The organism is Actinophytocola sp., assembly GCF_036402745.1.
Taxonomy (GTDB): Bacteria; Actinomycetota; Actinomycetes; order Mycobacteriales; family Pseudonocardiaceae; genus Actinophytocola.
The window spans coordinates 17,288-35,286 of sequence record NZ_DASWSJ010000102.1 but is presented as its reverse complement, the minus strand read 5'-3'; the positions used below and the strand labels follow the sequence as shown (position 1 = coordinate 35,286).

Genomic DNA, 17,999 nt, shown 5'->3' with positions numbered 1-17,999 from the left:
CATGCCAGTCAGCATACAACTGGCTTAAACCAGTTGGTTGCCTCCGTCCGCATCCTGTGCTTCACTGGCTTAAGCCACTACTGGCTCAAGCCAGTTGAGTTGAGGAGAGGACATCATGGCTGTTCCGTATGGCACGAGGTTTGCCGTCGAGTTTGACCTGCTCTTTCCGCAGGGCGTCTACATCGTGGGCGACATTGTCCCGGTCACCGAGTACCAGTCCCAGGAGGACAAGGCCCGCAACCGGCCGGTACGTCCGCGCATCGACGAGGCGACCGGCATGCCGATCTACAAGGTGACGATCGCCGACCCGTCCGCCGAGAAGGACCGCGACAAGTCGATCACCGTGGAGATCGCGGCCAAGGTCCAGCCGGTCCCGCCGGCGGCGGTGGGCAACCTGCCGTTCCGCCCGGTGATCCTGGAGGGCCTGACCGTCCAGCCCCGCGCCGAGGCGTCCGGTCAGGCGAAGTGGATCACCTGGGTGGTCCGGGCGACCGGCATGCGCGCGGTCGACGCCGCTCCCGCGAAGAGTGCCCCGTCCAAGTCGGCTGCGGCCTGATCGGGGGAGGGGTGTTCACCGTGACATGCGCTCCCGGACGCGGGGCGGCCGCCGACGTCCGGCATGTCGGCCCCGGCTGGCTGTCGCTCGTCCTGTCGATGGACCCGGGCCGGGTGGTGATCGACGTGCCCTCGGTCAGCGGCGGCGGCATCATCCTGGCCCGGTTCTGCGTCGACCTCGCGCAAGCCGCCACCCGCGTAGCCACCGACCTCGACAAAGGCAGCCAAGGCGGTGGGCGGCGATGACCATCACCGTGACATGCCCACTCGGCCGGAAGGTGGCGGGATGAGCGAGGACTACAGCATGGCCTACCAGGTCGGATGTGCGCCGGGGCCGAACGCGGCGGTGGCGATGGCGCCGGGTCCTGGTGGGCTGCCGGTTCTGGTGGTGTATCTGGACCCGGTGAACATGGTCATTCACACAGCTTCGTCCCTGGCCGGGAGGCGTGGCCTGGCCAGTTTCTGTCGGGAGTTGGCGCGGGAGGCGACTCGACTCGCTGACGCTATCGACCCGCCCCATGGTCCTCGGCACCTGCTTCGGGGCGAGGTGGTCGGCGATGCGTAGGTCCGATGCGCTGCTGGAGGTGACGCCGTATGTGACGTCGTGGACCGGGGAGCAGGAGCCTCGAGTGGCGTTAGTTATGCGGGATGCGCGGCTCGCGTACCCGCGGGAGGGTCTCGACGACCGGGACCGGAACGGGGTGTTGTGGTCGCGGGCGCCGTTGTGTCCGGGGCGGGGTCGGCCGGATTTCGCGAAGGTACATCCGTTGCGGCAACGCCGCGCGATGAGTCTGCTGTTGTGTCAGGTGTGCGGCCAGCCCGCTGATCGCACCGAGGACGGGGTGTTGTGGCTGCTGCCCGATTTCCGGGATGACTGGCCGGGGTGGCCGGCGCGGATGGCCGCGGTGGAGCCACCGGTCTGTCTGGACTGTGTTCGGGTGTCGGTGCGGTACTGCCCGGCACTGCGCAACGGCGCGGCCGCTGTTCGGGTCCGGGACTCCACCGTGGTCGGTGTGTATGGGGCGTTGTACCGGCCGGGACCACTCTGCCCGGTCCCGGTCGGGATCGACACCGTGCCCTACGACGACCCGCGCGTGCGCTGGGTGCAGGCCGAACGCCTGGTCCGCGAGTTGGGTGAGTCCACGATCGTCCCGTTGGAGACGCTCACCACCTAATCCCAAGTAGCCAAATCCGGGTTGCTCGGTCGCGCTGTGAGAGTGCAAGCGGTTCGGGGTGTCATCAACGAGTTGGCGGACTACCGCGGTCACCCCGATCCCGGCTTCACGCTCCGGACCGGGTCCGTTTCCTCAGATCAGAAGTGGTCAGCCGCCCGCGCTCGGCTGGCACTGCGGGGGCTGGCACAGCAGCTTGCTCAGCGCCGCGTAGAAGATGTCCCCGATCTTTGTCGGGTCCGGGGTGGTGAAGGACTGGCCGCCCGTCGCGCCGGAGATCGCCTTCAGCTCCGCGTCGTCGATGTCCGGGCCGATGCCTATGCCGATGATCTGGACCGGGCGGCGGGGGTCCCGCAGGGCCGCCAACTCTGACAGGAGCTGCTCGCGGCTGATTCCGTTCGAGTCCTCGTTCCGGCCGTCCGTCAGCACGATCACCAGGTTGATCCGGCCCGGCTCGAAGTGCTTGGTCGCCGAGCGGTACGCGGCCAGCGTGCTGTCGTACAGGCCCGTCGCGCCTACCGCGGGGGCCTTCACCTGGCGCAGGCGCTGGAGGGCGCCGCCGGAGACCAGCTCTGCCACCGGTGCCACCGGAAACAGCTCCTTGTAGTCCTTGTTCTGCCCGTCCAGGTTGGTGGAGAACAACCACACGCCCAGCTTGGTCGTCGGTTTCATCAAGCCGATACCGAGCTCGGCCGCCTGCAACGTGACGTCCATCCGGGTCCGCCCGGTGCCGGGGACCGCCTCGTTCATCGAGCCCGACACGTCGAGCAGCACCTGGATTCTTGCCGACAGGTTGATCCCGGCCCACTCGTTGAGGAGCTGGCCGACCTCCGTGGCCGTGGGCAGCTCGGCGGGGGTCATCTTCGTACCCGTGGTGCGGCGGTCGCCGGAGCGGTCGCGGAGCATCTCGCCGTCGGGGGTGCGGAAGCCCGCGTCCGCCAGCGCCTCCGCGGCCTGCTGGTCGATCAACGCCTTCAGGAAACGCTCCGCCGCCTGTCGCTTGTCCGGCGGGGTCTCCGGCAGCACGACGAACGGATAGTCCAGGGCCGGCACGGCGGGCTGCGAGTACACCGCCACGAGCGGCACGCCGGTGTCCTTCGCGTTGTGCCGCAACATCGCCAGCTCCGAGGTCGGGAAGCCCTCGATCGGCTCCTGCGCGCTGCCCGCCCCGGGCAGCCGGTCGAACAGGTCGGATTCCTGCGCCACGGTGTTCGGCGACAGCTTGCGCAGCTCCGCCGTGATCGCCCTGCCGGGGTCCGGGCCGGCGCCGAGCAGCTGGTGGATGCCGAACAGCGTCGACACCCCGACCGGCTCGCGGGACGGGTCGGGCATGCCGATGGTGAAGTTCCCGGCGTCCGGGCCGAGGATCTGGGACCACTGCGGCGACTCCTGCGGCCAGCCGAGCCGGCCGGCCGCGTCCTCGGTGAGCGCGATGACCACCGGCGAGCTGGCGATCGACGTGCCGCTGACGGGCACGTTCCACGCGCCCTTGTCCTGCGCGCGCTGCAACCAGATCGTCGACTCCGGGATCCACACGTCCGGCCGCTCGGTGCCGTCCGACACGACGAGCGACTCGGCGGTCGCGGCCGACTCGCGGCTGGACACGTTGACCTTGTAGCAGGATCCATTGTCCTGTTCGGACACCCGGTTGCCGATCTGGGTCACCACGGGCGCGATGTCGGCGGCCGCGGTGACGTTGATGACCGTGGTGGTGTCACAGCTCGACGCGCGCAGCCGGTCACGCAGGAAGTCGAACGTGAACCACCCGAGCAACGCCACCACGAGCAGCGCGCTCAGCAGGATGACCGGCGACCGGGAGCGGATCCCGCGTGGCTTGGCCGACGAGTGTCGTCCCATCGCGGTCGCCTCCAGTCGGCACGTGAACCTCGGGACAAGCCCCAGGCTGACGGAAACCCTACCTCGTGATCGGCTGTGGTCGAACGGTTACGAACTCAGGAATACAGCGCATCCACCTGCTTGGCGAAATCCTTCATGATCACGGTGCGCTTGAGCTTGAGCGAGGGCGTCAGGTAGCCGTTCTCCGGGTTGAACTCGGTGTCCAGGATCCGGAACTTGCGCACCGACTCCGCCGTCGACACCGCCAGGTTGCCCTCGTCGACGGCTCGCTGGATCTCCGCGAGCAGGTCGGCGTCGTCGGCCAGCTCGGCCACGGTGGCGCCCTCGGCCTTGCCGGCGGTGGACTTCCAGTAGGCGAAGTAGTCCGCGTCGATGGTGATGAGCGCGGCCACGTACTTCTGCCCGTCGCCGACCACGAGTGCCTGGCCCACCAAGGGGTGCGCGGAGATCCTGTCCTCGATCACCGACGGCGCCACGTTCTTGCCGCCGCTGGTCACCAGGATCTCCTTCTTGCGCCCGGTGATCCGCAGGAACCCGTGACCGTCGAGATCGCCCAGGTCGCCGGTGGCGAACCAGCCGTCGCCGTCGATGGCCTCGCGGGTGGCCTCCTCGTTCTTCCAGTAGCTGGTGAACACCCCGTCGCCGCGCAGGTACACCTCGCCGTCGTCGCCGATGCGGACCGCGGTGCCCGGCAGCGGCCGGCCGACCGTGCCCGGCTTGAACGCGCCCGGCGCGTTGACCACGGACGCGGCCGTCGACTCGGTGAGCCCGTAGCCCTCGAACACGGTGACGCCGACGCCGCGGAAGAAGTGCGTGAGCCGCGAGCCGAGCGCCGCGCCGCCGGAGATCGCGTACTTCACCTGGCCGCCGAGCGCGGCCCGCAGCTTGCTGTACACGAGCCGGTCGAACACCGCGTGCCTGACCTTGAGGCCGAGCCCGGCCTGGTCGCCGGCCTCGCTGTAGGCGATGGCGGTGGCCGCGGCGGCGTCGAAGATCTTGCCCTTGCCGCCGGCGTGCGCCTTCTGCCGGGCGCCGTTGTAGACCTTCTCCAGCACGTAGGGCACGGACAGGATGAACGTCGGCCGGAACGCGGCCAGGTTGTCGGTGAGCGTCTTGACGTCCGCCCAGTGCCCGAGGGTCGCCCTGGCCATCACCGCGCCGACCTCGACCATGCGGCCGAACACGTGCGCGAGCGGCAGGAACAGCAGGGTGCTGGTCTCGACCCCGGCGTCGCCCTTGAACATCGGCGCGAGGTACTCGACGGCGTTGCCGACGGCGGCGAACAGGTTGCGGTGGGTGAGCACCACGCCCTTGGGCCGGCCGGTGGTGCCGGACGTGTAGATCAGCGTGGCGAGGTCGTCCGGCGTGACGCCGGTGCGGCGTGCCTGGATCTCCTCGTCGCCGACGCCCTTGCCGGCCTCGACGAGCGCCTCGACCGCGCCGCCGTCGATGCGCCACACCTGCTTGAGGTCGGTGAGCTTGCCGCGGACCGCGTCGACCTTCTTCTCCAGGCCCGCGTTCTCCACGACGACCGCCACCGCGCCGGAGTCGGACATGATCCACTCGATCTGCTCCTCCGAGGAGGTGACGTAGATCGGGACCGGGACCGCGCCGGCCGCCCACACGGCGAAGTCGAACAGCGTCCACTCGTAGCAGTTGGCGGACAGGATGCCGATCCGGTCACCCGGGCCGATGCCCGACCCGACCAGCCCCTTGGCGACCTCGACGACCTCGGCCATGAACTGCGCCGCGGTGATGTCGCGCCACGCGCCGCCGACCTTGCGCCGGAACGAGACGATGTTCGGCGCCTCGTCGGCGTTGGCGAAGACGACGTCGGCCAGGCCGCCACCGCTGGGCACCGTCGCGAGCGGCGGGACGGCGATTTCACGCATGTCTACTCCTCGAAAAAGCGACGCGTCGCGAGATCCCGGCCCGTCCTCGGCGACGCTACCTCACGGTAACTTGTCGTATCTTGCCTGCGAACGGCGCCGAGGGCCACCCCCGGACGATCCCGGGAGCGGCCCTCGGCTACTCGGACCAATCGGACGCGATACGGCTAGACGGTGAGCTTCCAGCTGTCCAGCGTGCCGACGTCGCCGCTGAAGACGTCCTGCACCTTCAGTTTCCAGGTGCCGTTGGCGGCCTCGCTGCCGGCGTTCACCGTGTACGTGGCGTTCACGTTGTCCGCCGAGTCGCTGCCGCTGGAGTTCTTCAGCCGGTAGGACGAACCGTCCGGTGCGACGAGGTCGATCACCAGGTCACCGCGGTAGGTGTGGGTGATGTGCACCTCGACCTGGGTCGCGGTCGAGGCCGCGCCGGTGCAGCCGGAGATCGTCACCGGGCTGGTGATCGCCGCGCCGGCGTCCGGGATGGACACCCGCGTGGTGTTGGCCTGCGACGCGCACGTCGGCGACGGGGTGCTGCCGCCGAGGGTGGCCGCGGCCGCCGCGATCGCCGAGGCGAACGTGCTCACCTGGGTGTACACGCCCGGGTTCTGCGGCCGCGCGCAGCCGTAGCCCCAGCTCACGATGCCGACCTGGATCCAGGCGTTGGCGCTGTCGCGCCGGAACATCGGGCCGCCGGAGTCACCCTGGCAGGTGTCCACGCCGCCCGAGGCCCAGTTGCCCGCGCAGATCTCCTCCGCCGGCACCAGCTCGGTGTAGGCCTGGCCGCACTGCGCGTCGGTGATGAACGGAACCTGCGCCTTGAGCATGTAGCGCTGCTGGGCGCCGCCCTCGGACGGGGCACCCCAGCCGGCGACGGTGAACGTGCCGCTGTCGTAGGCCGTGGTGTTCGCGATCGCCAGCGTCGGGATCCCGCTGACCGGCGAGGCCAGCCGGATCAGCGCCCAGTCGTCACCGGAGGGGTTGTTGTACCCCGGGGCCCGGTAGACGTAGTTGGACTGGCGGGTGATCCGGTTCGGGTCCTGCAGGTCCACCGCGCCGAGCGTGGCGGTGATCGAGGTGTTGTTGCCGGTCGCGCCGACGCAGTGCGCGGCGGTCAGCACCAGCTGCGGGGTGTAGAGCGCGCCACCGCAGCCCATGGACAGCCGCACCATCCACGGGAACTCACCCTGGGCCGCGGGCGTGCCGCCGACGACCTGGGGCTGCACGTCGCCCGCCGGTGCCGGCGGCGCCGCGACGGACTGGCCGGCCGCCGCGCCGAGCACCGCCGCCGCGCCCACCGCGACGAGCGTGGCCTTGCCGGCCAGCCGTCTGAACGTTGACTTCCAGGAGTGCAGGGTCATCTGGGGTCCTTTCGGATGTTCGGTGAAGCCGGAGTCGTCAGAAGGCGAGTCGCCACGAGTCGATGTAGCCCGTGTCGGCCGCGTAGAGGTCACGCACGCGCAGCTGCCATGTGCCGTTCGCGACCTCGCTGGACGCGTTGACCGTGTAGGTCGTGATCACGTTGTCCGCCGAGTCGTTGCTGGTGCTCTGCAACCGGTACGCGGTGCCGTCCGGGGCGACCAGGTCGATCTGCAGGTCGCCGCGGTAGGTGTGCTTGATGTCCACCGACACCTGCAGGGTCGCCGGTGCGTTGCCGGTCACGCCGGTCACCGCGATCGAGCTGGACACCGCCGCGCCCGCGTCGGGGATGGGGACGTCGGTCGTGTTCTCGAAGGTGGCACCCGGCGGCGGCTGGGCCCCGCCACACGCCACGCCGATGACCCGCGACGGGCAGTCGGAGTAGTCGAGCAGGTGCAGCACGGCCTCGCGGTTGCGGGTGGTCTCCCGGCCGATCACCTCGTCGGGCGGGTAGAAGCCGGACAGTCCACCGCTCGAGGGGTACATCTCGAAGGTGAACGAGTAGATCTTCTGGTTCGCCCACAGCCAGTCGTCGATCGAGCCGTCGGTGATGTAGAGGTCCGAGGCCTGCTCCGGCGTGTAGTTGTTGGTCGCGGCCATCTGCTGGCCCAGCGTGGCGAAGGTGTTGTACTCCTGCTGGGTCATGCCTGGTGCGGTGTCGTTGTAGGTGTAGCCGAACGGCCACAGCACCAGCTCGCTGAACGTGTGGAAGTCGATGTTGGTCTTGATCTGCTGCACGCCGCCGACCACCCGGCTGCGCACGAAGTTCATCGCCACCTGGATCTCCGGCGCCGAGCCGGCCGACGCGCCGCGGTAGGTCTCGCTCGACGGTGAGCCGGACGAGCCGCCGCAGCAACCCCACTGGTAGGGCCAGTTGCGGTTGAGGTCGGTGCCGACGTAGGAGCTGCCCGAGTTCGGCTGCCGGTTCTTGCGCCAGCCCGCGTAGGAGCCGGTGCTGATGTCGTACTCGCCGCCGTCGGGGTTCATGTCCGGGATGATCCAGATCTCCCGGCTGTTGACCAGGCCGGTGACCCGGCTGTCCGTGCCGTACTTGCCGGTGAGCTCGTTGACCAGGTAGAGCGCCATCTCGACGGTGAGGTGCTCACGAGCGTGCTGGTGGTGGGTGAACAGCACCTCCGGCTCGTTCTCGTCGGTGGCGACGTTGTCGGAGATCTTCAGCGCGACGATGTCCCGGTTCTGGTAGGACTTGCCGATCACCCGCTGGTTGACGATGGTCGGGTGGGCGGCGACCGCGGCGTTGATCGCGGCCGTCATCTCCGCGTAGTTGTGGTAGTTCGAGTCCGCCGCCGGGAAGTCCTGGGGCGTGATGTCTTGCGCACGCGGCGGCGCCGGGGCGCCGTCGCGCTCCACGGTGAAGCCGAGTGCCTTGATCCTGCTGACCTCGGCGGGCGTCGCGGTGATCATCAGGCGGCTGTCTTCGAGTCCGTTGACAGCGGCGCCGGTGCCCGCGATCGCGCTGCGGTCGGCGAGAGTGCCGACTCCGGTGACGAAGTACTCGGCGGAGGGTCGGGAACCGGCGGGCGCGGACGACGGGTCCGAGGTCGCGTTGCCGTTCATGGACAGGACGATGGTCAGGGCGGCTAGCGCCCCGACCACGAATGACGGGCGTGTGTGTCTCACGCTGTTCCTCCCGCAGGGGACGCCGGCCGGAGCCGGCGCTGGAGGTGTGTATTCGGTTGTGTGCGGCGAAGGACGGCCCGAAACCCCGGTGGGGTGCCCTCACGGCCCGACTTTCGCCTGGTAGTCGATGTTCACCTGAGACGGTCCGCTTCACAAGGGGTCAAACAGGTGTACCGCGATCTGTTTGTTGCCAATTCACAGTCAGCGGTCAGGCCCACGGGCCGGGGCTTACCGCAGGCCGATCCGGCGCATTACGCGCAGCGAGGCGGCCATGAACCGGGTGAACAGGCCGTACGGCACCCAGGCGGGCGGGGTCAGCAGGTTGACCCGCTGGCTCGCGATCGTTTGTGCCTCGGTGTACTTGAGCAGTCCCTCGGCGCCGTGCCGGCGGCCGAGGCCGGACACACCCATGCCACCCATCGGCGCGTCCGTGCTGCCGTAGGCCGACGCGTAGCCGTCGTTGATGTTGACCGTGCCGGTCCGCAGCCGGGCCCCGAGCGCGGCCGCGCGGGCGGTGTCGCGGCCGAAGACGCTCGCGTTGAGCCCGTACTCGGTCTCGTTGGCGAGCGCGACCGCCTCGTCGTCGTCGGCGAACGGGTACAGCGAGACGACCGGGCCGAACGTCTCCGCCGCGTGGCAGAGCATCCCGGGCGTGACGTCGGCGAGCACGGTGGGCTCGTAGAAGAACGGCCCGAGGTCCGGCCGGGGCCGGCCGCCGGTGAGCACGGTCGCGCCCTTCGCGCGGGCGTCGTCGACGTGCTCGGACACGGTCTTCAGCGCCCGCTGCGAGGTGAGCGAGCCGAGGTCGGCGCCGTAGTCGTAGCCCGCCGCGAGGCGCAGGCGGCCGGTCTCGGCGACGAACGCCTCGGCGAAGGAGTCGAAGATCGAGTCGTGCACGTAGATCCGCTCGATCGACAGGCACAGCTGGCCGGCGTTGGCGAAGCAGCCGCGCACGGCGGCCTTCGCGGTCTGCGCGATCTTCACGTCGTCGAGCACGAGCATCGGGTTCTTGCCGCCGAGCTCGAGCGAGCAGCCGACCAGCCGCCTGCCGGCCCGCTCGGCGATCTCGGTGCCGGTGCGGGTGGAACCGGTGAAGCCGATGTAGTCGCAGGTGTCGACGACCGCGCCGCCGATCGTGGGCCCGTCGCCGAGCACGACCTGCAGCAGGTCGTCCGGCAGCCCCGCGCGGTAGAGCAGCTCCACGCCGTAGAGCGGGCTGAGCGCGGTCTGGCTGTCCGGCTTGAGCACGACCGCGTTGCCGGCGACGAGGGCGGGGACGAGGTCGCCGAGCGCGAGCGCGAACGGGTAGTTCCACGGCGAGACGATCCCGACGACACCCTTGGGCTGGCGGCGTTCCGTGGCCCCGATGGCCCCCGGCATGAGGCCGGCCCGCCTGCGGGGCGCCAGCAGCTTCGGCGCGGTGCGCAGGTAGTAGCTGGTGACCAGCGCGGGCTCGCAGAGCTCCTCGAACGCGTCGCGGCGGGACTTGCCGGTCTCGGCCTGGATCAGGTCGGCGACGGTGTCGCGGTTCTTGAGCAGCAGCCGGTGGAAGCGCTCGAACACCGCGAGCCTGTCCCGGACGCCGGTGGCGCCCCAGGCCTGCTGCGCGCGGGTGGCCTTCTCGAACGCGGTGTGCACGTCGCCGATCGCCGACTCGGGCAGGGTGGCCAGCTCGCCGCCGCTGAACACGGCCGTCGAGGTGTAGGTGGCCTCGCCCGCGGTGACCCGGGCGCGCAGACGGTCGAGCAGGTCGTCGGTGAGCGAGCCCGGCCTCATCCGGCTGCCTCCCTGTCGGTGGTCGGCGCGCTGGCGGCGGCTCGGGCCTCGTAGTCCTTGCGGGCGTCGCCCTCGGCGTCGAGGAGGATCTGGTCCCCCTTGAGGCTACGCACGATCCACTCCGCGACCGACCGGGGCATGAGCCGGGTGATCCGGTTCATCGCGTCGAGCGAGGCCGGCACGTAGACCTCGAACCTGGGCTTGCGCAGGGCTTTCACGATGGCGTCGGCGACCTCGGTCGCCTCGACGGACTTGAAGAAGCGAGCCTCCTTCAGGCCGGCGGCGAGCTCGGTGCGGACGATCCCCGGCATGACGACGGACAGCTCGACGCCGGAGCCACGCAGCTCCACCCGGACGGCCTCGGACAGGCCGACGACGCCGTGCTTGGTGGCGCAGTAGGTGGCGCCGCCGGGAAAGCCGGCCTTGCCGGCGACCGAGGCGATGTTGACGATGTGGCCGGACCCGCGCGGCCGCATGCGCTTGACCGCCTCGCGGGTGCCGTGGATGACCGCGTGCAGGTTGATCTCCAGCAGGTGGGTCGTGGTGCGGTCGGACTCGTCCTCGAACCGGCCGAGCGGCATGATCCCCGCGTTGTTGACGAGGATGTCGATGGGCCCGAGCCGGCCCTCGACCTCCTCGAGGAACTTGGTGAACCCCGACCGGTCGGTGACGTCGAGCGGGAAGGCGACGGTGTCGCCGCCGAGCCGGTCCGCGGTCGCCGTGGCCACGGCGAGGTCCAGGTCCCCGATGGCGACCTTGGCCTCCGCCCCGACGAGTGCCGCCGCGGTGGCCGCGCCGATCCCGCGCCCCCCTCCGGTGATCGCGACGACCTTTCCGGCCAGCGAGCGGGGCTGACGAGCCATCACATCTCCCGACGTAGACACATACATTCCGGCAGGAATGTTTCAAGCATTCCAGCCGGTACCAGTACAACGCAAGACCGCCGCCCCGGGGAGGGACGGCGGTCAGGTGGGTGGCGTGGGTGGCGGTATCTCGCCGGTCACGGGTGCCGGACGGAGGGGTCGCGGAACAGGAGCTCGCGGGAGACGCGTTCGGTGTCGCGGTCGACGATGTCGCTGCTGCCGGCCAGGTGGGCGTTGGGTTGGGCGGCCTGGCGGATGCGGTTGCGCTCCAGGCCGTAGACGATGAGTCCGACGATGACGGCGGCGATGAGAAGTTCCATGGCACTAAGTTTGCGCTGAGCTGATTACTGCCAACAGTGGCAGATCAGACCTTGTGCGGCAATATCCTGCCATCTACTCTGGGGCCATGCTCAAGACCGTCGCCGCGGTGCTGATCGACGATGTCGCGCCGTTCGAGTTCGGTGTCCTCTGCGAGGTGTTCGGCATCGACCGCACCGAGGAAGGCGTGCCCCACGTCGACTTCCTCGTCTGCGGCGAGAAGCCGGGCAAGCCGCTGCGCACCAGCGTGGGCGCGATGCTCACCCCTTCGGAGAGCCTGTCCGCGGTGGCCGGCGCCGACCTCGTGGCGGTGCCCGCGGCGACCATCCGCGCGGACTACCCGCCGGCGGTGCTCGAGGCGCTGTCCGGCGCGGCCGCGCGGGGCGCCACGCTCATCTCGGTGTGCAGCGGCGCGTTCATCCTGGGTGCCGCGGGCCTGCTCGACGGCCGGCGCTGCACCACGCACTGGCGCCACGTCGACGAGTTGGCCGAGCGGTTCCCGAAGGCGCTGCTCGACCCGGACGTCCTGTTCGTCGACGACGGCGACATCGTCACCAGCGCGGGGACCGCGGCCGGCATCGACGCGTGCCTGCACCTCGTGCGCCGCGAGCTGGGCTCGGCCGCGGCGACGACCATCGCGCGGCGGATGGTCGTGCCGCCCCAGCGCGACGGCGGGCAGCGGCAGTACGTCGAGCTGCCGATCCCGGAGTGCTCGGCGGACAGCCTCGCGCCCGTGCTCACCTGGATGGTCGACAACCTGGCCGTCGACCACACGGTCGCGGGCCTGGCGCGGCGCGCGCAGATGTCCGAGCGCACGTTCGCGCGCCGGTTCGTGGCCGAGACGGGGACCACGCCGCACCGGTGGCTGTCGATGCAGCGGGTGCTGCACGCGCGCCGGCTGCTGGAGGAGACCCGGCTGACCGTCGAGGAGATCGCCGACCAGTGCGGCTTCGGCTCGGCCGCGTTGCTGCGGCACCACTTCAACCGGGTCGTCGGCGTGGCGCCCAAGGACTACCGGCGGACCTTCGGCCGCTCCTTCGAGGTCCATAGCGGACAGTCTTGAGTGGACCTCGAGTCCGGTTGAGCAGAATCGGTTCCTGGTTGGGCATTCCCTTTCTTCTCGCGCGGGGGTCGAGTGCTGGTCGCGAACCCTCGCGCCGTCGTCGTGCGCCGGGTACACCTGAGAGGTGAACCGCGCCGCGTGAGGAAGGCCAGTCCGGTGAGCGACCGCCAGCAGCAGATCGACACTTACGTCGAGACGTGGAACGAGTCCGACGTCGATCAGCGGCACGCGCTGATCGAGTCGGCCTGGTCGGCGGACGGCACGTACCACGCCCCGGCCGTGGAGGCCCACGGCCACGCCGCGATCAGCGACAACATCGCGCGGATCCAGCAGAAGTACCCGAACCGCGTGTTCTGCCGCACGAGCGAGGTGTTCCTGCACAAGGACCGCGCCCGCTACACCTGGGCGATGCTCGACCTGGCCGGCTCGGCGACGATCGCAGGCGTGGACTACGCCCTCTTCGCCACCGACGGCCGCCTGCGCCGCGTCACCTGCGTCTACGACCGCAAGCCCCGCGCGGGCGAGCTCAGCTAGCGCTCACCCCCGTTGCCGCGGCGACCAGGCGAACCCCAGCTTCCCGACGCAGGCGGTGCCGGCTAGGCGGCCGCGACGGCGGCCGAGGGAGCGGCGATCATCGAGACCGCGCTCGGCACCGCGGTCAGCGTGTACGAGCCGCGGGGCGATGCGAGGACCTCGCCGTCGTGTTCGAACCACAACGGGTGGCCGTCCAGGCGTTCCACGCGGATCCGGTGGCCGCGGGCGTACACCACGCCCGGGACGTCGACGTGGGCGCCGGTCTGGGTCAGGCGCAGCATCTCCAGGGTGCTGTGCTCCGCGCCGATCACGCACACATCCAGCAGGCCGTCGTCCATGCGGGAGTGGGGCAGGAGCTCGTAGGCACCACCCCGGAAGCGGCTGCCGCCCACGTTCGCCAGCATCGTCGGACCACTGTGGACAATCAGGCCGTCCACCAGGACGCGGCCGGGGTAGGGCTCGTACCGGTCGGCGAGCGAGGCCAGGGCGGCGGCGTAGGACACCTCCCGGGTCTTCGCCTCGTGGATGGCCTGTGGGGGGAAGCCCGCGCACGCCCCGGCCAGCACCAGGCGGTCCAGCTCCAGCACGCGCGCGAGGTCCGCGCGGATCGGCGCCGCGCCGGACAGGGCCGCCTCGACCGCGTCGAGCCACGGGGTCTCGCCCCACAGGGTGCGGTACAGCGAGTTCGCCGTGCCGGCCGGGACGACCAGCATCGGCACCGTGTGGTGCCACGCCGTCGCCAGGCCCGCGGCCACCTCGCGGGCCGTGCCGTCACCACCCACCGCGAGCACGAGGTCCGCGGACGCCGTCGCCGCGCGGGCGATGTCCACCGCGTCGCCCGGGGTGGACGTCCAGCGGACCGAGACCGGCCTGCGGCACCGCCGGGCCACCTGCCACACCAGCGCCGCGCTCACCCCGCCGGCCGCCGGGTTCGCGATGATCAGGACGCGATCAGCCATGCCGACTCCTGGTAGAGCAGGCGCACCCGGGCGGTGCACACGTCCGTGTCGTCCGCGAGCGACAGGGCCACGCCGACGACGGCCTCGACGTAGCCGCGTGGCCGCACCGCCGCCGACATCAGCTCGGCCGTCAGGCGCACCGACGCGCCGGCCGGCACCGGCGCCACGAACCGGACCCGGTCGAGCCCCTTGTTCAGCACCAGCGCGGCGCCGTCCACCCGGAACACCGTGTCCAGCAACGGCATGACCAGCGACAGCGAGAGCATCCCGTGCGCGACGGGCCCGCCGAACGGGCCGCCGCGGGCCCGGGAGACGTCGTGGTGGATCCACTGCCGGTCACCGGTCAGCGTGCCGAACGCGTCGATGTCCTGCTGCGGCACCGACCGCGGCGCCGAGACCCCCAGCCGGCTGCCGACCTGGGACAGCAACGCCCGCGGCGACGAGAAGACGATCATGCCCGCGCCTCCGCGCTCACCGACCCCAGGAACCTGGCCACCTCCCGGTAGGACGCCCACGCCGACACCTCCACGTACGGAATCCCGTGCTCGGCACAGAACGACCTGACGATAGGCCGGACCCGCCGGAGGTTCGCTCTGGGCAGGCTGGGGAACAGATGGTGCTCGATCTGGTAGTTCAGCCCGCCGTAGACGAAGTCCACGAACCGCCCCGGCCGGATGTTCCGCGCGGTCAGCACCTGCCGGTGCAGCCAGTCCAGCTCGCCCCCGCGGTACACCGGCATCCCCTTGTGGTTCGGCGCGAACACCGCCCCGAGGTAGAACCCGAACACCGTCTGCGACACGAGGATGAACGCCACCGCCCGCCCGGGTGACAGCTCCAGGAACACCGCGCCGACCACCAGCACCCCGTGCAGCACCACCAGCGACAGCTCCAGCCGCGCCCGGCGCAGCGCCCCGGCCCGCGCGGCCTGGAAACCGGCGACGTGCACCCGCCACGCCTCCTGGCCAAGCAGCACGAAGAACATCACCGGCTGGAACCGGATCACGAACCGGCGAAACGCCGTGCGCCCCTTCACGGGTAGCTCCGAGGCGTCGAAGATCACCTGCCGGCGCAGCGTGTCCGGGTCGCGGTCGAGGTCGTTCGGGTCGCTGTGGTGACGGTTGTGGTGCCCGACCCACCAGCCGAACGCCGCGCCGATCAGCAGGTTCATGTGCACCAGCCCCAGCACGTACGTCGCCCTCCGCGCCCGGCTGACCTGCCGGTGGCCGACGTCGTGACCGAGGAAACCCGACTGCACGAACGACAGCCCGAGCGCCACCGCCACCGGCAGCTGCCACCACGAGTCGCCGACGAGCACGAACGCGGTCCAGCACAGGGCCGACAGCGCGAGGTTCGAGACGATCTTGACGAGGTAGTAGGAGTGCCGCGGCGCGAGCAGGCCCGCCGCCTCGACGCGGGCCCGCAGGTCGTGGAAGGAGACGGGGTCGTGGAAGGAGACGGTGCGCATCGCAGTCCTCACGCCGCGGTCAGGACGAGCACGGCGTTCTGCCCGCCGAAACCGAACGAGTTGCTGGTCGCCGCGGCCACCGCGACGGCGCGCGGCGCGGTGTGCACGACGTCGATGTCGAGCTCGGGGTCCGGGGTGTCCAGGTTGGCCGTCGGCGGGACCAGACCGTCCTCTATGGACAGCACGGTGCACGCGGCCTCGATCGCCCCGGCCGCGCCCAGCGAGTGGCCGGTCACGCCCTTGACCGAGGTCACCGCCGGCCCGTCCGGGAACAGCCGGCGCAGCACCTGGGCCTCGACGGCGTCGCCCGGCCGGGTCGACGTCCCGTGCGCGTTCACGTGGTCCACATCGGACGGTGCGAGGCCGGCGTCGTCCAGGGCCGAGCGGATGGCGGCCTCCACCCCGGCGCCGGACGGGTCCGGCGCGGTGGCGTGGTGCGCGTCGGCCGAGGCGCCGTAGCCCGACACCCGGGCCCGGATCCGCGCGCCCCGCGCGACCGCGTGCTCCTCGCGCTCCAGCACGAGCACCCCCGCGCCCTCGGCGGCCACGAACCCGTCGCGGTCCTGCTCGAACGGCCGGGACGCCGCGGCCGGGTCGTCCACCCGCCCGGACAGCGCGCCCATCCTGGTGAACCCGGCGAGGATCGGCTTCGACAGCCCCGCCTCGGCCCCGCCGGCGAGCACGACGTCGCAGCGTCCGGAGCGCAGCAGGTCCCGCGCGGTGCCGATGGCCGTCGTCGCCGACGCGCACGCGGTGGTGGTGACCAGGTTCGGGCCCAGCGCGCCGCAGTCGATCGCGAGGTAGCCGGCCACCATGTTGACCCCCATCATGGGGATCAGCAGCGAGGACACCTTCCCGGCGCCGTCGGTGAGCAGCGTCTCGTGCTGCGCGGCGAACGTCGCGACCCCGCCCAGCGCGTTGCCCATCACCACGCCGACCCGCGAGCCGTCCCACGACGAGGGGTCGAGCCCCGCGTCGGCGATCGCCTCGCGGGCGGCGACCAGCGCGAGGTGCACGTACCGGTCCAGCCGCCAGGCGGTGCGCCGGCCGAGCAGCGCGTCGGCGTCGAACCCGGGGACCCGGCAGGTGAAGTCGACCGGCATGCCCTCGAGCGCGTGGTCGACCGTCGCGGTCGGCCGGCCGGCGAGGATCGTGCGCCACGACGCCTCGACGCCGATGCCCGCCGGTGTCACGAGGCCGATCCCGGTCACCGCCGCGTGGAACGGGGTGGGCTCAAGCATCGCCGCGGATGCCCTTCGCGGCGAGCAGTACGAGCGCGTCCCGCACCCGCGCCTGCGGCGACACCTCGTCCTCGCCGATCGCGACGCCGAACTCCTTCTCCGCGACCAGGGCGAACTCCACGATCGCCAGCGAGTCGAGGTCCAGCTCGGCGAACGTGGCCTCCGGCCGCACCTCGTCGGCCTCGACACCGAAGTAGCTCACGAGGATTCCGGAGAGCCGCTGGAGAACCGTTGCAGACATGGTGTTCCCTTCCCTACAAGATCTCGATGTCCGGCCAGCGCAGCACGGTCGAGCCCCAGGTGAGCCCGCCGCCGAAGGCCCCGAGCAGCACCCGCTGCCCGGCCCGCAGCTCCCCGCTCTCGCACGCGGAGGTGAGCGCGAGCGGCACCGACGCCGCCGCGGTGTTGCCGACCTGCTCGATGTTGCGCACGAACTTCCCGGTCGGCTGGCCGAGCATGTCCGCGACCCCGTTGAGGATCCGCGCGTTCGCCTGGTGGATCACGAACTTGTCGATGTCCCGCAGCCGCAGGCCGGCCTTCTGCAGCACCGACTGGGCCGAGCCCGCCATCTGGAAGATCGCCTTGCGGAACACCGCCTTGCCGGCCATCGTGAAGAACTCCGCGCCGGGCGCGGCGGGCCGGCGGGTGGACCGCTGGCGGGAGCCGCCGGCCGGCACCATGATCAGGTCGGCGTCCGCCCCGTCGCTGCCGAGGTCGAACGGGCCGAGCGCGCCCAGCTCGTGCGGGGAGCCGGCCCGCAGCACCACCGCGCCCGCGCCGTCGCCGAAGATCGCCGCCGTCGAGCGGCAGTCCGGGTCGGTGATCGTGGAGAACGTGTCCGCGCCGATCACCAGCACCCGCTCGGCCACGCCCGCCGCGATCAGCCCCGCGGCCGAGGCCATGCCGTAGAGGAACCCCGTGCAGACCGCGTTGACGTCGAACGCCGCGACCCGGTCGAGCCCGATCCGGTGCGCCACGTCCGGCGCGGTCGCCGGGCACGGCCGGTCCGGCGTGGTGGTGGCGAGCACGAGCGCGTCGACCTGGTCGGTGTCGGCCGACTTCAGCGCCCGCAGCCCCGCCTCCACCGCGAGGTCGGACGTGGCGGTCCCGGGCTCGACGACGTGCCGCTGCCGGATCCCCGTGCGGGCCCGGATCCACTCGTCGGAGGTGTCGAGCCGCGCGGCGATCTCGTCGTTGGGCACGACCTTGGGCGGCAGCCAGGTGCCCAGCCCGCAGAGCACCGCCGCCGA

Annotated in this window: 19 protein-coding genes and 2 pseudogenes; 6 read left to right on the top strand and 15 right to left on the bottom strand. The window is 71.2% G+C overall.

Annotation, left to right across the window (positions count from 1 at the left end):
- Nucleotides 1–115 precede the first annotated feature (115 nt).
- The 4 genes from VGD70_RS10060 to VGD70_RS10045 all read left to right on the top strand — a co-directional run bounded on the left by VGD70_RS10060 (nucleotide 116) and on the right by VGD70_RS10045 (nucleotide 1,730).
- Complete coding sequence (locus VGD70_RS10060) at nucleotides 116–556, top strand: hypothetical protein (RefSeq protein ID WP_331080398.1); 441 nt, start codon at nucleotides 116–118, stop codon at nucleotides 554–556.
- A 20-nt stretch (nucleotides 557–576) separates the two neighbouring features.
- Nucleotides 577–801, top strand: a complete 225-nt coding sequence (locus VGD70_RS10055) for a hypothetical protein (RefSeq protein WP_331080396.1) — start codon at nucleotides 577–579, stop codon at nucleotides 799–801.
- Between the two features lie 40 nt (nucleotides 802–841).
- Entirely contained in the window at nucleotides 842–1,120 is a 279-nt protein-coding gene (locus VGD70_RS10050; RefSeq protein WP_331080394.1) for a hypothetical protein, read from the top strand.
- A 220-nt stretch (nucleotides 1,121–1,340) separates the two neighbouring features.
- Nucleotides 1,341–1,730 carry a hypothetical protein gene (locus tag VGD70_RS10045; protein ID WP_331080392.1) on the top strand — a complete coding sequence of 130 codons (390 nt, stop codon included), beginning with the start codon at nucleotides 1,341–1,343 and terminating at the stop codon, nucleotides 1,728–1,730.
- Between the two features lie 147 nt (nucleotides 1,731–1,877).
- On the opposite strand, the gene VGD70_RS10040 is transcribed toward VGD70_RS10045, so the two are convergent.
- The 9 genes and pseudogenes from VGD70_RS10040 to VGD70_RS10005 all read right to left on the bottom strand — a co-directional run bounded on the left by VGD70_RS10040 (nucleotide 1,878) and on the right by VGD70_RS10005 (nucleotide 11,489).
- The gene (locus VGD70_RS10040; protein WP_331080390.1) at nucleotides 1,878–3,584 is read right to left on the bottom strand and encodes a substrate-binding and VWA domain-containing protein; all 1,707 of its coding nucleotides are present in this window, start codon (nucleotides 3,582–3,584) and stop codon (nucleotides 1,878–1,880) included.
- A gap of 95 nt (nucleotides 3,585–3,679) precedes the next feature.
- Nucleotides 3,680–5,476, bottom strand: coding sequence for an AMP-dependent synthetase/ligase (locus VGD70_RS10035; protein WP_331080388.1), 1,797 nt, complete (start codon nucleotides 5,474–5,476; stop codon nucleotides 3,680–3,682).
- A 164-nt stretch (nucleotides 5,477–5,640) separates the two neighbouring features.
- Complete coding sequence (locus tag VGD70_RS10030) at nucleotides 5,641–5,871, bottom strand: proprotein convertase P-domain-containing protein (protein ID WP_414637929.1); 231 nt, start codon at nucleotides 5,869–5,871, stop codon at nucleotides 5,641–5,643.
- Nucleotides 5,872–6,012: 141 nt separating this feature from the next.
- Nucleotides 6,013–6,831 (bottom strand): annotated as a pseudogene (locus tag VGD70_RS10025) (S1 family peptidase); the annotation flags it as partial.
- Between the two features lie 37 nt (nucleotides 6,832–6,868).
- Nucleotides 6,869–7,102, bottom strand: coding sequence for a proprotein convertase P-domain-containing protein (locus VGD70_RS36930; protein ID WP_414637928.1), 234 nt, complete (start codon nucleotides 7,100–7,102; stop codon nucleotides 6,869–6,871).
- Between the two features lie 171 nt (nucleotides 7,103–7,273).
- A pseudogene (locus VGD70_RS10020) lies at nucleotides 7,274–8,467 on the bottom strand (M14 family metallopeptidase); the annotation flags it as partial.
- A 291-nt stretch (nucleotides 8,468–8,758) separates the two neighbouring features.
- Nucleotides 8,759–10,306, bottom strand: coding sequence for a succinic semialdehyde dehydrogenase (locus VGD70_RS10015; protein ID WP_331080384.1), 1,548 nt, complete (start codon nucleotides 10,304–10,306; stop codon nucleotides 8,759–8,761).
- Complete coding sequence (locus VGD70_RS10010) at nucleotides 10,303–11,169, bottom strand: SDR family oxidoreductase (protein WP_331080382.1); 867 nt, start codon at nucleotides 11,167–11,169, stop codon at nucleotides 10,303–10,305. Before VGD70_RS10010 ends, VGD70_RS10015 begins: the two co-directional genes overlap by 4 nt.
- Nucleotides 11,170–11,306: 137 nt before the next feature.
- The gene (locus VGD70_RS10005; protein WP_331080380.1) at nucleotides 11,307–11,489 is read right to left on the bottom strand and encodes a hypothetical protein; all 183 of its coding nucleotides are present in this window, start codon (nucleotides 11,487–11,489) and stop codon (nucleotides 11,307–11,309) included.
- An 86-nt stretch (nucleotides 11,490–11,575) separates the two neighbouring features.
- Here VGD70_RS10005 and VGD70_RS10000 point away from each other — a divergent pair, with 86 nt between their 5' ends.
- Both VGD70_RS10000 and VGD70_RS09995 read left to right on the top strand, forming a co-directional pair.
- Nucleotides 11,576–12,550, top strand: coding sequence for a GlxA family transcriptional regulator (locus tag VGD70_RS10000; protein WP_331080378.1), 975 nt, complete (start codon nucleotides 11,576–11,578; stop codon nucleotides 12,548–12,550).
- A gap of 138 nt (nucleotides 12,551–12,688) precedes the next feature.
- Nucleotides 12,689–13,084, top strand: coding sequence for a nuclear transport factor 2 family protein (locus VGD70_RS09995; RefSeq protein WP_331080376.1), 396 nt, complete (start codon nucleotides 12,689–12,691; stop codon nucleotides 13,082–13,084).
- A gap of 62 nt (nucleotides 13,085–13,146) precedes the next feature.
- On the opposite strand, the gene VGD70_RS09990 is transcribed toward VGD70_RS09995, so the two are convergent.
- From VGD70_RS09990 to VGD70_RS09965, 6 genes are read right to left on the bottom strand one after another with little or no spacing between them, the layout of a single operon-like run.
- Nucleotides 13,147–14,043, bottom strand: coding sequence for a diacylglycerol/lipid kinase family protein (locus tag VGD70_RS09990; protein ID WP_331080374.1), 897 nt, complete (start codon nucleotides 14,041–14,043; stop codon nucleotides 13,147–13,149).
- Entirely contained in the window at nucleotides 14,025–14,498 is a 474-nt protein-coding gene (locus VGD70_RS09985; protein ID WP_331080373.1) for a MaoC/PaaZ C-terminal domain-containing protein, read from the bottom strand. The genes VGD70_RS09990 and VGD70_RS09985 overlap by 19 nt, the downstream gene beginning before the upstream one ends.
- The gene (locus VGD70_RS09980) at nucleotides 14,495–15,508 is read right to left on the bottom strand and encodes an acyl-CoA desaturase (RefSeq protein WP_331080371.1); all 1,014 of its coding nucleotides are present in this window, start codon (nucleotides 15,506–15,508) and stop codon (nucleotides 14,495–14,497) included. Before VGD70_RS09980 ends, VGD70_RS09985 begins: the two co-directional genes overlap by 4 nt.
- Nucleotides 15,509–15,516: 8 nt before the next feature.
- Nucleotides 15,517–16,749, bottom strand: coding sequence for a beta-ketoacyl-[acyl-carrier-protein] synthase family protein (locus tag VGD70_RS09975; RefSeq protein WP_331080369.1), 1,233 nt, complete (start codon nucleotides 16,747–16,749; stop codon nucleotides 15,517–15,519).
- Nucleotides 16,742–16,990: a phosphopantetheine-binding protein gene (locus VGD70_RS09970; RefSeq protein WP_331080367.1), complete on the bottom strand. Its 249-nt coding sequence runs from the start codon at nucleotides 16,988–16,990 to the stop codon at nucleotides 16,742–16,744. Before VGD70_RS09970 ends, VGD70_RS09975 begins: the two co-directional genes overlap by 8 nt.
- Before the next feature lie 13 nt (nucleotides 16,991–17,003).
- Complete coding sequence (locus VGD70_RS09965; protein ID WP_331080400.1) at nucleotides 17,004–17,990, bottom strand: beta-ketoacyl-ACP synthase III; 987 nt, start codon at nucleotides 17,988–17,990, stop codon at nucleotides 17,004–17,006.
- Nucleotides 17,991–17,999: the final 9 nt, after the last annotated feature.